The sequence below is a fragment of the Thermostichus sp. MS-CIW-38 genome, assembly GCF_054058415.1.
Window position 1 is genome coordinate 24,607 of sequence record NZ_JBSSAH010000029.1, and the last position, 14,220, is coordinate 38,826.

The window sequence follows — 14,220 nt, forward strand, 5'->3', positions numbered from 1 at the left end:
GTCTTCTGAAAACCAAAGGGGATCCCGCACTGGCAGGATCCCCCCCTGAGTCAAGGCATGGCTGGGCTACTGACCAGGTGCCGTTTGCCCTTCAGGTGGAGGAGCAGTGCCCAACGGAACGTCTTTGTTGTAGATGTAGGCAATCAAATCAAAAGCAGCGTCCAGTTCCCCTGTGTCTTGAACAGGATTTAAGCTGATGTTGCTCACCCGGAACAGCGTGCGCAGACGTTCTATATCTCCCATCAGATTGATCAGCTCCGTATAGGGGCCACGCAGAGCGACACGGGTGGTCTGCACTTGGATGGCGGGAGCGATGATCCCAGGCACTTCCGGATTGGCCGAAGACGCTGGAGTCAGTGGAGAAGGGCTAAAGCTGCGCAGCTCGCTGTTGGGCTGCCCCTGCACCAGCCGGTTGAGATCCAGCAGTTGCGTGTCGGCATTCTCGGGGGTGGAGAGCAGGGCACTGATCTGTTCCCGCTCCACGCGAGCTCTCTCGACCTGATTGGGCACATCTTGCAAACTGGCAATCTGGCTCTTTATGTCCTGCAACTGGGTGGTTTTGTTGGCTACCTCCCTTTCCAAAGCCTGTACCTCCTCGATCAAGGGGCGAAGTTGGGTGAAGGCCAGAAACCCCGCCGCGGCTAACCCTGTGATCCCGATTAAAAGACCAATTCGAATGGGGGTCAGCTCCACGCCCAGCAGTACCGGCGGCCCTGCCGGGGGAACCACCAGTTGTTCGTCGGGAAAACCTTCAACCGATCCAGTCATCAGTTCGCCTCCACTCGACGCAAAATGCGGATCTTTTCAACCAAGCCTATCGCTCCCCGCTGCTCCAGCTCGCGGGTAAATTCTGGGTCAGGATCCCCCAGGGTACGGATGGTTACGGTTATGCCGTAGGTAACGCTGGGCTCGGTTAGGTTTGTGCCGTCCACCCGGGAGCTGCTGTTCAGGACGGCGCTGGTAACAAAGTTGGAATCCAGCAGGGTGAGCAAAAAGTCGTTCACCAGGGGAAAGTCCAGCGCCCCTCCTTGGATATTGACGGTATCCCCGGAAGCGCTGATGTTGGTTATCCATACCCCCTGGCCGGGGATCTTGCGCCGCAGCTCTTCCAAGATGGCCGACCAAGGCTGGACGGATCTCAGAAAGGAGCGGAACCCTTCCGTTTGGGCGCGAATGGTTTGCAGCTCTTGATTGGCATTCTGCAGCTGGGACAACTCAGCATTGGCTGTGCTGAGCTCACTGTCAAGGCGAGCCCGCTCCGCCCTCAGGGTTTCTCTCTGGCGGGAAAAGCTGTCTTGGAAATACCAAAAAGCTCCCATCGCTACAGCAGCAACAGCAACCCCCAGGCCAATGGCCGGGATCCAATTCTGGGATCCCTCTGCGGCCCCAGTCGCGGCTACTGCTCCCCCACCTGTTCGAGCTGTGGTGAGGACATCCGGCCTTTCTTTGAGGAAATTGATCTCCGGTGTGTACATCTCTTTAACCGCCTTGTGCGCTATTCCATCGGTTGGGCGAGCTTGCGCTGCCTGCTGCCGCTACTTGGTGTCTTCCCGTAACGCCAACCCCAGGGCCACTCCCATTGCTGGGCGTTCCTCCAGGGGCAGTTCCACTGAATCCGGCACGACAATGTTGCCAAAGGGATCCGCCAACTCCACCGCCACGCTCAACGACTGAGATAAGAAGCCGTCGATTTGGCCGATGCTTGCCCCAGTTCCGGCCAGCAGTACTTTCACCACAGGCGAGCTGCTTTCTGTGCTCGTAAAGAAGTCGATGGAGCGCTTCAGTTCATCCGCCAAATCGGAGACAACGCGCGTTACTGCTGCTACACCGGGATTGCTGGGCGCTGGCTGTTCTCCCGTGGCCAAAATATCGGTGGGGTTGATCAAGGGTAACCTCAGAGTTCGCAACAGGTCGCCGGTGCGGCTAAGCGGCAGATTCAGGGATTGGGCCAGCACCTGCCGCATGTGGATGGTGCCGATGTTGACGGTGCGGGTAAATTGCGGGATCCCGTTCACCAAAATGCTGATCTCGCTGCTGTCGTAGCCGATGGAGCTGAGCAACACGGCCTCTTGGGGGCCGTACTGGGTTAGCTGATCGCGGATGGTGCGAATGAGGGAGAAGCTGGCCAGCTCCACACAGCGCACCTGCAAGTTGGCCACCTGCAGCACCTCCAGGTAGTTGTCCACCACCTCTTTGGGGATGGCCACCAGCAAGACTTCGATGCGCTCAATGCCATCCTGGGAAAGATCGAGACCCAAGGGTTGGTAATCGACATCCGCCTGATCCCGCGGATAGGGAATGTAAAGTTCGGCCTCCTGCTCCAAAACCACCCGGCGCAGCTCATCGGCAGGTAGGTCGGCAGGCAGGCGAATGAGACGAACGATGGCCTCCCTTACGGGCACTGCTGTGGCTGCCGGCAGGTTGGTGGGCACTTTGTTTTCATTGAGCAAATTCATCAAGACCAAACCAACCGTGTTCGGATCGAGGATGCGCCCTTCGACCATCGCCCCTTCCGGCATTTCCACGCTGTGGTAGTGGGCCAGACGATAGCGACCATTGCCCTGCTTTTTCAGTTGGGCAACGGCGATGCGCTCGGGGTTGATGTCCACCCCAAGCATGGTTCGGGTTTTGGAACCACCAAGAAAACTAAACACGCCGGGAAACCCCGCCCTTTGCGCTACTGCTAGAGGCATACTACCCAATTTGTAGGTGGGTTACCACTGTTCGCCATTGGCCGCGGGGAAATCCTTGTCTGGGCCGATCCCTCCCTGCCAGCCGCAAGTGCAGGGCTTGCGCGGTGTTGAGCGGTGTTGGAAATTCGCTTGACTCAACGGGTCTGTTGCCGCGCCCACTCACGGAACTGTTGTAACCGCTCACAACCCTTCTTCCTCGAGGGCCTGGACGTTTTGCACAATCCGGGAGAGCTCGTTTTTCTCATCCACATTGATGCGGGTCGGGGATCCGCTGATAATGCGCTCGTAGCCCCGGAAGGAATCGCGGATTTGGATGCCTGCGTTGGAGATGAGGTACTCGCGGATCCCTTTGTCGTGCCAGGATCCCCGCATTTTGAAGACGTTGAGGGCGCGGGCCATCTCTCCGCGGATCTCCACGTATTGCAGCAGGATGATCGTGTCGGTGATGGTGGAAATATGGGATTCGGTGATGGAATGGGATCCCATGAATTGGTCGGTGGTGTTGGTGAAAAAGCCGGTGATCTCCTCCTGCTTGGCCAGGCCAGTTACCCCGATTACAAACTGGCGGAAGGCATTTTGGCTCACTCCCCGCGCCAGGGCTGACAGGGAGTCGATGGCCATGCGGGAGGGCTTGAAGGCCATCATCTCGGTTTTGATCTTCTGCAGGTGGTCTTCCAGGCCGGCAGATTCTGGGTAGGCGCAGATGATCTTGAGGAGGCCCTGCCGCTCGAACTCTTCCAGGTCAATGCCCCAGGAGGAGGCGTTGCGGGACAGCTGCGCCCGCGACTCTTCGTAGGCAAAGAGAATGCAGCGTTCCCCATCCAGGCAGCCCCGCTCCAGGAATTTGCTCACCAGCGAGGTTTTGCCCGTGCCGGTGGCGCCGGTGGCCAAAATAATCGAGTCTTTGAAGAAGCCGCCGCCGCACATTTCGTCCAGCTTCTCGATGCCGGAGGAGACCCGCACGTTGGAGGAGCGCTGCGTCAGCTGCATGGCTCCCAAGGGGAAGATGTTGATCCCGTCGTTGGTGATGGTGAAGGGATATTCCCCCTTCATGTGGGTGGTGCCCCGCAGCTTCAAGATCTCGATGGTGCGCCGCCGTTTCTCTCCCTCCAGGATGTTGCGTAGGATCACCACGTTATCGGAGACGAATTCCTCTACGCCGTAGCGGGCGATGGGGCCGTACTCGTCGGTGCGCTCTGTGGTCATGACGGTGGTGACGTTGGCCTGCTTGAGGCGGGCCGTCAGGCGGAACAGCTCCCGCCGCACCACACCGGCAGGGTCGTATTGCTGAAAGATGGCTGTCACTGAGTCGATGGAGACCCGCTTGGCTTTGTATTTGCGAATGGCGTACTGGATGCGCTCGATGAGGGCCGACAAATCAAAGTTGCCGCTCACCTCATAGCCTTCGGGATCGGGGGAGGCATCCAGGATAAACAGTTGGCCCCTGTCGATGAGGGCCTGCAGATCCCAGCCAAAGCTGGAGGCATTGCGAATGATATCGGCGGGGGTTTCCTCGAAGGTGACGAAGATCCCCGGCTCTTGATACTTCACGATGCCGTTGTAAAGGAACTGCATGGCAAACAGGGTTTTGCCGGTGCCGGAGGTGCCGCTGACCAAGGTGGTGCGTCCCAGGGGTAGCCCACCGTGACTGATGTCTTCAAAGCCCTCGATGCCCGTCTGTTTTTTGGGGATCCCTCGCAGCTCTGAGAGATCCGCCCGGTGGTTGTCTGGGGTTGGTTCGGTGGAGTCCTCTGCGGTGTTATCTTGTGGCTTTTCTGGCTCAGAAGGCCCCAATGACTGGTTCATCCCACTCTCCTTGCTCCTGCAGCCTGTCTCAAGCCTCTTCGTCCAATTCTTCGTAGAGCAGATCCAGGCCGATGAGCACTTTCTCGCGGTTGGACAGATCGCCAATAATCTTCCGCACCGGTGGCGGCAGGATTTTGGCCAAGGTCGGCGTTGCCAAGATCTTATCTTCCTCTGCCAGTTGCGGATTTTTCAAGACATCGATCACCTTCAGGCTGTACACGCCGCGGAACTCCTTTTCCAAGATGTCTTGCAAGGTGCTGAGGGCACGCAGAGAATTGGGGGTGTTGCCCGCCACGTAGAGCTTGAGAACATAGGCTTTGCGAGTGGACATAATCAGGGATCCCTTGGGGCAGGTTTGGGAATGGAGCGGCGGTACATTTCGCTCAGGTGGGCCATCACATCGATCAGGGTAAGGCGGTAATCCAGCAGGATCTCTTCGCTGCGGCCTTCCAGCTTCAATTGTTTGGCAAAGTCTTCCATCAAGTTCATGTGCAGCTCCAGCAGTTGAGCAGCGCCGATATCGGCAAAAAAGGCCAAGGCCACCAGCTCGTCGATGCGGGCATTGACGGTCTCGGGAGATTGAAAATAGTCCAAGACGATTGCCTGGTAAAGGTTACGCAGCCGTCGCATGAGGGCTTGCTGCTCGTGGGGCGGGAGGCGACGGTAAAACAGCTCTGGGTCACGATGATAGTACACTCCGGCGTAGCCCAGCCGTTCCCGCAATTTCTCCGCCAGCCGCCGTTGTTGTTGGTTGCTGTAAGCCAGGTAGGGCTGATCGCTGGGATGCGCTGGGCCCTGCGGGAGGCCGCAGGTGGGAGACATCTGCAGAAACAAGGCGATGGCCCGATCCACCAGCAGCTCCAAGACGGAAGGGGATCCCGAAGCGGTACAGTCGGCCCGCACCTGCCCCTTCAGCTCCTGTGGCGAAATGGGACGGACGAGGGTGGCGTTGTGGTAGAAAAACTGCTCTCGCTTGAGCAATGCTTTCACCAAAGATGAGGTGGCAGGGATCTCTCCTTCCGTCTCCGGTGTTTCCTTTTGCAGGTGGGATTCTTCCAGCACAATCGCCAACACCGTCGGCAGCAGCAGTCCCCACGCGCAGAGCTGATTGCCCAGATCGTGCAGCTCTTGCAGCCGAGTGGGATCCACCAGGAGCACCAAGCAATCGACATGGCCGTCTTGTCTCCTGAGAGCCTCTAGGAAGGTAGCTTGATCCTGAAAACACTCGACAACAAAGCGTTCAGGGGGTAGCCAGTCCTCGCAAGCTAGGGGCTCTCCTGCTGGCGGCTCCCAATCCAGCAACAGGTTGATGCGCAGTGGATGGGTGTCAGGCAACAAGACAAAGGATGAAGATATATTTCCTATCTTAAATCTGACCGGGATCCGCGCTCACCGGCCAGAGGAAAAGAGCGGGAGAAAAACCTAAACTAGGGGTGAGTGAGCTGCTGCCGAGATCCCTATGGTGCCCCTGATCATCGACTGTGACCCTGGCCAAGACGATGCGGTGGCTCTGCTGCTGGCTATGGCGTCGCCAGAAGAGCTGCAATTGCTGGGCATTACCACGGTGGCCGGCAATGTCTCCTTGGACAAAACCAGCCGCAATGCTCGACAGATCTGTGAATTGGCCGGTCAGCCGCAGATGGGGGTGTATGCCGGCTGCCCCCGACCTCTCTTGCGCCCTCTGGAAACCGCCGAGCAGGTGCATGGCAAAACCGGGATCGACGGAGCGGATCTGCCGGAGCCCCAGATGCCTTTGGGATCCCAGCATGCGGTGGAGTATCTGATTGAAACCCTGATGGCTGCCCCTGAGCCGGTTACCTTGGCTTTGCTGGGCCCGATGACCAACTTGGCAGTGGCCCTGGTGCAGCAGCCTCGGATTGTGGAGCGCATCCAGCGGCTGGTGTTTATGGGGGGATCCGCCTTTGAGGGGAATGTTACCCCGGCAGCCGAGTTCAACATCCTCACCGATCCCCACGCCGCCCAGATCGTGCTCAGCGCCGGGATCCCGGAGGTGGTGATGCTGGGCTTGCACGTCACCCAACAGGTCCTCAGCACGCCGGAGCGGATTGAGCGCATCCGCGCCCTGGGCACCCGCGTTGGGCAGACGGTGGCCAATATGCTCACCTTTTACGGTAAGGTCGACGTAGAACGCTACGGGCTACCGGGAGGGCCATTGCATGACCCTTGTGTGATTGCCTATCTGTTACAGCCGCAGTTGTTCGAGCTCAAGCCCTGCTACGTCGAGGTGGAAACGGCTAGCCCCTTGAACCTGGGCCGGACGGTGGTGGATCGCTGGGGATCCAGTGGTCGCCTCGCCAATGTTCAGGTGGCTTTTGGGGTGGATGCCCAGGGGTTTTACCACCTGCTCACCGAGCGCCTGGGCCGTTACCAATAATTCCGATAGTCCTTGATAGTTCTGATCCTTAATCCTTGAGGCCAGATCTGAGGTGGAGAATCCCAGCGCCGTCCAACGTGCCAAGCTGGAGTGGGTGAACCTGCCCACCGCCATCACCCTGCTGCGGTTGGGAGGGATCCCTTTTGTTTTGCTGGGCCTGAGCCTGCGATCCCCACTGGGGGAGAGGTTGGCCCTCTGGGCGTTCCTGTTGGCGGCGGCAACCGATTGGCTGGATGGCCATTTGGCCCGCCGTTATGGGCTGGTAACGGATATGGGCAAGTTTTTGGATCCTCTGGTGGATAAGCTGCTGGTGTTGGCGCCGCTGCTGGGCCTGCTGGAACTGGGGCGGATCCCCGCTTGGGGCGTGTTTTTGCTGGTGGGGCGGGAGCTGGCCATCGCCAGCTGGCGGGTCAACCAAAGCCAAATCCGCGGTGCCAATTTCTGGGGCAAAGCCAAGACGGTAACCCAAATCCTGGCCATTGCTTTGCTGATTTTGGGGTGGCCGGGAGGGATCCCTTGTTTTTGGGTGGCGGTGGTTCTCACCCTGATCTCGGGCCTGACCTACCTGCACACCGATCATCCCCATCATGCGCAGTCACCCGGCAGGCCATAGCCCTTGTCAGATCCCCCCGCCCCTCGCCGACAGAGGAGCATGACTCTAGTCAATAATAAGCTCAACTATACTGAAAATAATGTATAATATGTTCAGTGCGGATTACTACCAGTTGATCTTTCTGTTTACTTTCGAGTCTGCCAACATGGTAGCCAAAGCAAAGCAGAAAATTGGTAGTAAGACGACACGGAAACTGCGCTTTGGGTATTCTACTCAAAGCTTTGCGGGATACCGCCATTCTGTTTGGAAACAAACAGAATGCTATCGCTGCATAGTTGAACAGTGATGTTCAGCAGTGTTCAGCGTAAATGTATCAGACACCCCACCTGAGCAGCGCATCCTCGGCCTAGATCCAGGTCTGGGAACCATGGGGTTTGGTTGCATTCTGGCGGGATCTGCGGGGTTGAAACCTGTGGATTATGGGGTGATCAGCACCCCCAGCCAACACTCGATGCCGGAGCGGCTGCAAACGCTGCACGAGGATTTGAGCCAGTTGCTGCGCCAACTGCGCCCGCATCAGGTGGGGCTGGAAAAACTTTTTTTCTACAAAATGGGCAATACCATTGCCATCGCCCAAGCCCGTGGCGTGATCCTGCTCACCTTGGCCCAGCATCATCTGTTGCCGGTGGAGTTTACGCCCGCCCAAGTCAAGCAAAGTTTGACAGGCTACGGACGCGCCGACAAGCAGGCTGTACAAGCTGCCGTGGCCCGGGAACTCAACCTGCCCAGCTTGCCCCGCCCGGATGATGCCGCCGATGCCTTGGCGATTGCCATCACAGTCTGGCACCACCGCTTCTCTTGAGGGATCCCCTCCCTGTCAATCCCCTACCTTTAGCAGAGATAAATTAGCAGAGATAAAGATTGGCCAATAAAGATGGGCTAGACTCAGTACAGCGAGAAGCACAAGCCCTATGCCTTCTTCTTCCGTGGATGTTCGCGAGCTACCGCTGTTTCCCTTGCCGGAGGTGGTGCTGTTTCCGGGCCGACCTCTGCCGCTGCACATTTTCGAGTACCGCTACCGCATGATGATCAACACCATTCTGGAGACGGATCGCCGCTTTGGGGTGCTGATGTTCAATCCCCAGACGGGATCCCCGGTGCGGGTGGGCTGTTGTGCTGAGGTGTTGCAGGTGCAGCGATTGCCGGATGACCGCATGGACATTTTGACCTTGGGGCAGCAGCGCTTCCGCGTCTTGGATTACGTGCGGGAAAAACCCTTCCGGGTGGGGCTGGTGGAATGGATTGAGGATGAGCCGACCACCCCTTCCGATGACCTGCAGAGCTGGGTGCGCCAGGTTACCACTCTCCTTCAAGATGTGGTGCGTCTCTCGGGCAAGCTAATGGAGCGGGATGCACAGTTGCCGGAGCAGCTCCCCACCACCCCCATAGAACTGTCCTACTGGGTGGCTAGCCACTTCCATGGGGCCCCCCAAGAGCAGCAAGCTCTGCTGGAAATGGTCAGTACCGAAAGGCGGCTGCGCCGAGAAGCCGAAATTCTCGAGTCCACCCGCAAGCACTTGGCCGCCCGCACGGCCCTCAAGGATCTGTTCACGGAAATTTCCTGAGGTTCCTGTCAGTTGGTCAGGTCTGCTCCCATCTGTTCTGGTGGCTCTTGTGGACCTTTCCAGAGAGTGCCCTTTGCCTTTCTCGACCAGGCAGAGCAGAATGCTTCCCCCGGAAAGGTTGGGTATTTCTTGAGGATCCCTTCCCCGTTTTTCATGGCCTACGCTCGCCGCTACTTGCGCTTTCCCTCTCAGATCTTGGGCCGGGAAATGGAGATGCTCCACTTTGGGCATCACGGCTACCCGCTGATCTGTCTGCCCACCAGCAACGGGCGTTTTTTTGACGTGGAAGATCGCGGCATCATCGCCAGCCTCAGCCATCATCTGGAGCAGGGCTATTTGCAGGCTTTTTGCGTGGAAACCCTGGATTGGGAGACTTTGTTCAACCGCCAGCTGGACTTGCCCCAACGGCGGGATCGTTGGCTGTTGCTGGAGCAGCACTGGGTAGAAGAGCTGATCCCCTACGCCAAGGCCGAGGCGCAAAATGAGTTTCTGGTGGTGGCTGGGTTTTCCCTGGGAGCTACCCATGCTGTCAACCTCACCTGTCGGCATCCCGGCCTAGTGCGCCGTTGTTTGGCTCTGGGGGGGCCCTACGATGTGGCCGCTCTCGGCTCTGTCACCGGCTGGGATCCCCAACGGGCAGAGCAGGAGCTGTATTTCATCAACCCGCTGGCCTATATGTCCAACATGAGCCGGCAACTCTGGGATCACTTGGGCGGGCGCAACACCGAGCTGAAGCTGCTCACCGCTCGCCACGACCACTGCCTCAGCGACAACCTGCGTCTGGCGGAAGTGCTCAGCCGCAACGACATCCCCCATCAACTGGAGGTATGGGAGGGGAATCACGATTGGCCCACTTGGCAAGCGCAAATCCGCGCCTTCGCGTAGGATCCCTTGCAGGGAATAGCTTTTGAGAGAGCTTTGATGATTGAAGACTATTGGGTTGGCAGCCTGCACTTCAGCGAGCCTTTTGGGGACGATACTCTGGCCCGCCTCAACGCACTTCCCCCTATTCAAGCTCGCAACGGCCAAACTTACAAGATCCGGGCCGAACATGTCACCATTCACGAGGTGAACCTGGATTACCGCACCAAGTATCGCCTGATCCTGGATCGTTTCAGCTACCTTTACCCCCAAGCCATCGGCCTGTTCATGGGCTTTGCCTTTCGGGGGGTTTACCTCATCAACAACCCCTTTAGCTTTTATTACTACCTGCGCAACAAAGATGCTGCCTACATGGTGGTCAAAGAGCTGGGGATCTCCATCCCCAAAACTTACATTCTGCCCCCTAAAGAAGCCCCCGCATTGAAAGCAGAGGACTTTAAGTATCACAAGTTTTTCGATTGGCAGGGGATGGCGGAAGATCTGGGCTGGCCAATTGTGATTAAGCCGGCGGAGGGGCGAGAGGCCATTGGAGTAGAAATAGCCCACAACATGGAGCAGCTCCTCTATTTTTACGACCGCTCTGGATCTCAGGTGATGATGATCCAAGAGAAGGTCAAAACCCCTTACCCTTGGCAGATTCGCGCCCTCTGCATTGGCCGAAAGATCATTCCGATCAAGTATATCTTTCGCAAGTTCGATGCCAGCGAATATCTGTTTGATCCAGAATTTCTCACGCCGGAAATGGGCCAGAAAGTCATCAATACCTGTCGGATTATCAATCGAGTTTTGGGCTATGAAATGAACTCGGTGGAGCTATTCATCGACGAGCAGGGAGAGCTGCAGGCCATCGACTTTAACAATCCGGTGCCCGATGGGCGGCTCAAGGCTTTGGGAGAGATCTTCTACAACGATTACCAGCAGGCCCTTTGCGATTTGGTCTTGGACATCGTGCGGGAACAGCGTCCTTTCGACTTCCTGCCCCCAGATATCAACCGCTTTGCCCACATTGCCCGACGGGCCGATCTCACCCGCGAGCAGAAGTTTCAGATGGCTTTGGAATTGGCCAACCGTTACTACGAGCCCAGGGATCCCGATTAAAATCAAACCAGAACCCACAAGTGTGGTTTTCCGCTGGGGAAGTTGTGGACGGGCAAAGGAGCAGCAGCGTGGTTTCCGACCCCGCTTCAGGGTGGTCCATAATCAAGCAGGCGCAGGGATCCTGCCAGGTGCTGCATTTGGCGGCGGGGGATCCCCTCTTGAGTCGACAAGAGCATTGGGGGCCTTTTCCCAGCCAAGCTGAGGCGATTGGGCGGCGGGTTGGTCTGATCCAGGCAGGCAAATGTCAACCGGCTTGAAATGGCGCTGGTGCCACGATATTCGCGAGATCCCAGCAGGGGCCTGGCACGCCTTGCAAACGGAGCGCACCTCTCCTTTTTTGGAATACGAATGGTTGCACAGCCTAGAGAGCTCAGGTTGTGCCAGCCGCAGGACAGGGTGGCTGCCCTGTCACTTGTTGGTGGAGGCGGACGGCCAGTTGGTTGCTGCTGCCCCCTTGTATTTGAAAAGCCACAGCCAGGGGGAGTTTGTCTTTGACCAAGAATGGGCTGCAGTTGCCGGCCAATTGGGGGAACGCTACTACCCGAAGTTAATCGGCATGGCCCCCTTCACCCCGGCCACGGGCTATCGCATCCTCGTCCATCCCGAGTATTCGGAAGCAGAGGTGTGGTCGTTGATGCTGGCAGCCATTGACCGGTTTTGCCAAGAGAAGGATATTTCGGTGTTTAGCTTGCTTTATGTAGATCTGGACTGGCGGACTCAATTGGAGTCGGATGGATTTACGCCCCGGATCACCCACAACTACCAGTGGCACAACCCCGGCTACCGCTCTTACGAAGACTTTTTGAGCCAGTTCAATGCCAACCAGCGGCGCAACATCAAGCGAGAGCGGGCTGCAATGGAAAAAAGCGGCCTAGAACTCAAGATTTACACAGGAGAGGAGATCACGCCCCGCCTGTTGTCTCTCATGTACGACTTTTACAGCAACACCTGCGCCCAATTTTGGAACTGGAGCAAATATCTCAATCGCCGCTTTTTCGAGTCTCTCTATCCCGACTATCGGGAGCGAGTTGTGCTGGTGGCCGGGGAACGGAATGCAGAAATTGTGGGGATGTCTTTTTGTATTCGTAAGGGAGATCGCCTGTTCGGGCGCTACTGGGGTTGTCGGGAGGAGGTGAAGTTTTTGCACTTTAACGTTTGCTACTACGAGCCCATTGCCCTCGCCATCCGAGAAGGGATCCGCAACTTTGATCCCGGCGCAGGGGGATCCCATAAGATTCGACGGGGATTTCCGGCCACGCCTGTGTACAGCTACCACCGCTTCTACAGCCGAAGGCTACAACAGGTTTTGGTGCCCTACCTAAACCGGGTTAACCCTCTCATGTTGGCCGAGCTGGAGAACGTGAATCAAAACGAGGTTCCTTTTCGAGAAGATGTTTTGCCTTCTCTATCTGCTTTGACCAAGGAGTGAACCACTTCATTGGATGGGGTTTTCAATCCCGTAAGCAGTTGGCGGCTGACATGCTTTTTGCCTTGCTACAGCTTTTTCCGGCAATGCTGACTCCAGCCAACACGACCTGACCTATGGTTATAGTTATTTCGAATTTCGGCGAAACAGCCTAATGGAACATCCGATCCCTTCCGGCCTTCCTGATCCCGTTAAACCTGGGGATCTCTTGGCGTTGGAGGTCACGGCCCTGACCCCCCAGGGAGATGGCATTGCCCACACGGTAGGACTTGGACAAGGGCGAGTGGTGTTTGTGTCCCAGGCGGTGCCCGGGGATCAGGTGGTGGCCCAAATAACCGAGATCAAGCGCAACTACTTGGTCGGGCGAATTCGGTCGCTGATTTCTCCCTCTCCCCAACGGGTGCGACCAGCCTGCATTGTGGCGGACAAATGTGGTGGCTGCCAATGGCAACATGTCAGCTATGCCCAGCAATTGGCCACCAAGCAGCAAATCCTCAGGGATGCACTGGAGCGGATTGGCGGTCTGACTCTGCCGCAGCCTGTCCCCATTTTGGGATCCCGGCAGCCGCTGCGCTATCGCAACAAGGTCACCTACCCCATGGCCAAACCGGAGGGCCAGCCCTTGCGCATGGGCTACTACCAACGGGGCAGCCACCGCCTGGTGAACCTCAACCAATGCCCCGTGCAAGACGAGCGGCTGGATGTGTTCCTGAGGGAAATCAAGCGGGATCTCCAAGAAACGGGCTGGAGTGTCTACGACGAAAGTCGTCACCAAGGTCATCTCCGCCACTTGGGTTTGCGCATCGGTCGCCGTACCCGCGAGGTGCTCCTGACCTTGGTCAGTTGCAGTCGTCGCCTGCCCCATCTGGAAAGCTGGGCCGAACGCTGGATGCAGCGCTACCCTGACCTGGTGGGGGTCTGTCTCAATCTCAACTCGGCCCGCACCAATGCCATCTTCGGCCCGGAGACTGAGGTGATTGCCGGTCGGGGGTCTTTGCGGGAGGAATTTGCCGGTTTTTCCCTCTGGATCGACAGCACCTCTTTCTTCCAGGTCAACACAGAGCAAGCAGAAGCCTTTTTTACCTGGATAGCCGACCAACTGAACCTGCGGGGAGAGGAAACCATCCTGGATGCCTACTGTGGCATCGGCACCTTAACCTTGCTGCTGGCGCAACGGGCGAAACGGGCGATGGGGGTGGAAGCTTTGCCGGAAGCGGTCGCCCAAGCCCGCTACAATGCCCAGTTCAACGGTATCGCCTCAGCCCAATTTTTCCAGGGCACGGTGGAACAGGTTTTGCCGACCCTGCCCCCTGCCGACATTGTGGTGCTGGATCCGCCGCGGCGCGGCTGCGACCGCCAAGTGCTCGAGACCCTAAAGCTGCGACGACCACCACGCATCGTCTACATTAGCTGTCACCCTGCCACTTTGGCGCGAGACTTGCAGATCCTACTGGCAGAGGGATCCTATCGCCTTACCCAATGGCGGGCGGCTGACTTCTTTCCCCAAACCGGGCATGTGGAGGGGGTGGCCTTTTTGGAGCGAGTTTGAAGAGTACGCACCCTGACCAAAAGGCGCGGCAAGCCCCGTCCTTCAGGGCGGGGAAGGATAGCGCCGACCGTAGCCGACGCCCTTTAAAAACGCAGTGTCGGCCATGTGAATATCGTTGTCATCACGCATAGGCCAAGAATACGATTGAGCGGTGCAACGACTTCAAGCCTTCAAGTACGAATTGCTGCCCAAC

General features: G+C 57.6%; 15 protein-coding genes. 9 read left to right on the forward strand and 6 right to left on the reverse strand.

Annotation, left to right across the window (positions count from 1 at the left end; all coding sequences use genetic code 11):
* Positions 1-66: 66 nt before the first annotated feature.
* From ACVWXZ_RS10345 to ACVWXZ_RS10370, 6 genes are all read right to left on the reverse strand, one after another.
* Positions 67-768, reverse strand: a complete 702-nt coding sequence (locus ACVWXZ_RS10345) for a hypothetical protein (RefSeq protein WP_011432139.1) — start codon at positions 766-768, stop codon at positions 67-69.
* Positions 768-1,475: a PilN domain-containing protein gene (locus ACVWXZ_RS10350; protein ID WP_414343478.1), complete on the reverse strand. Its 708-nt coding sequence runs from the start codon at positions 1,473-1,475 to the stop codon at positions 768-770. Before ACVWXZ_RS10350 ends, ACVWXZ_RS10345 begins: the two co-directional genes overlap by 1 nt.
* A 60-nt stretch (positions 1,476-1,535) precedes the next feature.
* Complete coding sequence (gene pilM, locus ACVWXZ_RS10355) at positions 1,536-2,618, reverse strand: type IV pilus biogenesis protein PilM (RefSeq protein ID WP_457404037.1); 1,083 nt, start codon at positions 2,616-2,618, stop codon at positions 1,536-1,538.
* Positions 2,619-2,873: 255 nt separating this feature from the next.
* The gene (kaiC, locus tag ACVWXZ_RS10360; protein ID WP_011432142.1) at positions 2,874-4,499 is read right to left on the reverse strand and encodes a circadian clock protein KaiC; all 1,626 of its coding nucleotides are present in this window, start codon (positions 4,497-4,499) and stop codon (positions 2,874-2,876) included.
* Positions 4,500-4,527: 28 nt separating this feature from the next.
* On the reverse strand, positions 4,528-4,830 hold the full coding sequence (gene kaiB, locus ACVWXZ_RS10365) for a circadian clock protein KaiB (RefSeq protein ID WP_011430723.1): 303 nt from the start codon (positions 4,828-4,830) through the stop codon (positions 4,528-4,530).
* A 2-nt stretch (positions 4,831-4,832) separates the two neighbouring features.
* On the reverse strand, positions 4,833-5,837 hold the full coding sequence (locus ACVWXZ_RS10370) for a circadian clock protein KaiA (RefSeq protein ID WP_457404036.1): 1,005 nt from the start codon (positions 5,835-5,837) through the stop codon (positions 4,833-4,835).
* 121 nt (positions 5,838-5,958) lie between these two features.
* Here ACVWXZ_RS10370 and ACVWXZ_RS10375 point away from each other — a divergent pair, with 121 nt between their 5' ends.
* From ACVWXZ_RS10375 to rlmD, 9 genes are all read left to right on the forward strand, one after another.
* Positions 5,959-6,894, forward strand: coding sequence for a nucleoside hydrolase (locus ACVWXZ_RS10375; protein ID WP_457404035.1), 936 nt, complete (start codon positions 5,959-5,961; stop codon positions 6,892-6,894).
* A gap of 94 nt (positions 6,895-6,988) precedes the next feature.
* On the forward strand, positions 6,989-7,507 hold the full coding sequence (gene pgsA, locus ACVWXZ_RS10380) for a CDP-diacylglycerol--glycerol-3-phosphate 3-phosphatidyltransferase (protein ID WP_457404048.1): 519 nt from the start codon (positions 6,989-6,991) through the stop codon (positions 7,505-7,507).
* Positions 7,508-7,802: 295 nt separating this feature from the next.
* Positions 7,803-8,309, forward strand: a complete 507-nt coding sequence (gene ruvC, locus ACVWXZ_RS10385; protein WP_011432146.1) for a crossover junction endodeoxyribonuclease RuvC — start codon at positions 7,803-7,805, stop codon at positions 8,307-8,309.
* A 109-nt stretch (positions 8,310-8,418) separates the two neighbouring features.
* Positions 8,419-9,072 carry an LON peptidase substrate-binding domain-containing protein gene (locus ACVWXZ_RS10390; protein WP_011432147.1) on the forward strand — a complete coding sequence of 218 codons (654 nt, stop codon included), beginning with the start codon at positions 8,419-8,421 and terminating at the stop codon, positions 9,070-9,072.
* Between the two features lie 66 nt (positions 9,073-9,138).
* A complete protein-coding gene (locus ACVWXZ_RS10395) occupies positions 9,139-9,957 on the forward strand; it encodes an alpha/beta hydrolase-fold protein (RefSeq protein WP_414380485.1) in 819 nt (272 codons plus the stop codon).
* Between the two features lie 36 nt (positions 9,958-9,993).
* Positions 9,994-11,052, forward strand: a complete 1,059-nt coding sequence (locus tag ACVWXZ_RS10400) for an ATP-grasp domain-containing protein (RefSeq protein WP_414418888.1) — start codon at positions 9,994-9,996, stop codon at positions 11,050-11,052.
* A gap of 68 nt (positions 11,053-11,120) precedes the next feature.
* Entirely contained in the window at positions 11,121-11,309 is a 189-nt protein-coding gene (locus tag ACVWXZ_RS10405) for a DDE transposase family protein (protein ID WP_457395988.1), read from the forward strand.
* Positions 11,294-12,481 (forward strand): GNAT family N-acetyltransferase, encoded by a 1,188-nt coding sequence (locus ACVWXZ_RS10410; RefSeq protein ID WP_457395987.1) that lies wholly within the window; start codon positions 11,294-11,296, stop codon positions 12,479-12,481. The genes ACVWXZ_RS10405 and ACVWXZ_RS10410 overlap by 16 nt, the downstream gene beginning before the upstream one ends.
* Positions 12,482-12,632: 151 nt before the next feature.
* Positions 12,633-14,027: a 23S rRNA (uracil(1939)-C(5))-methyltransferase RlmD gene (gene rlmD / locus ACVWXZ_RS10415; protein ID WP_457395986.1), complete on the forward strand. Its 1,395-nt coding sequence runs from the start codon at positions 12,633-12,635 to the stop codon at positions 14,025-14,027.
* The last annotated feature ends 193 nt before the right edge of the window (positions 14,028-14,220 follow it).

Bases quoted from the DNA above. Each gene is read 5' to 3' on its own strand.
- ACVWXZ_RS10390 (WP_011432147.1), top strand. From the start codon at position 8,419: ATGCCTTCTTCTTCCGTGGATGTTCGCGAGCTACCGCTGTTTCCCTTG.
- ACVWXZ_RS10410 (WP_457395987.1), top strand. From the start codon at position 11,294: ATGTCAACCGGCTTGAAATGGCGCTGGTGCCACGATATTCGCGAGATC.
- pilM (WP_457404037.1), bottom strand. From the start codon at position 2,618: ATGCTTGGGGTGGACATCAACCCCGAGCGCATCGCCGTTGCCCAACTG.
- kaiC (WP_011432142.1), bottom strand. From the start codon at position 4,499: ATGAACCAGTCATTGGGGCCTTCTGAGCCAGAAAAGCCACAAGATAAC.
- ACVWXZ_RS10345 (WP_011432139.1), bottom strand. From the start codon at position 768: ATGACTGGATCGGTTGAAGGTTTTCCCGACGAACAACTGGTGGTTCCC.
- kaiB (WP_011430723.1), bottom strand. From the start codon at position 4,830: ATGTCCACTCGCAAAGCCTATGTTCTCAAGCTCTACGTGGCGGGCAAC.
- ACVWXZ_RS10375 (WP_457404035.1), top strand. From the start codon at position 5,959: ATGGTGCCCCTGATCATCGACTGTGACCCTGGCCAAGACGATGCGGTG.
- ACVWXZ_RS10350 (WP_414343478.1), bottom strand. From the start codon at position 1,475: ATGTACACACCGGAGATCAATTTCCTCAAAGAAAGGCCGGATGTCCTC.
- rlmD (WP_457395986.1), top strand. From the start codon at position 12,633: ATGGAACATCCGATCCCTTCCGGCCTTCCTGATCCCGTTAAACCTGGG.
- ACVWXZ_RS10400 (WP_414418888.1), top strand. From the start codon at position 9,994: ATGATTGAAGACTATTGGGTTGGCAGCCTGCACTTCAGCGAGCCTTTT.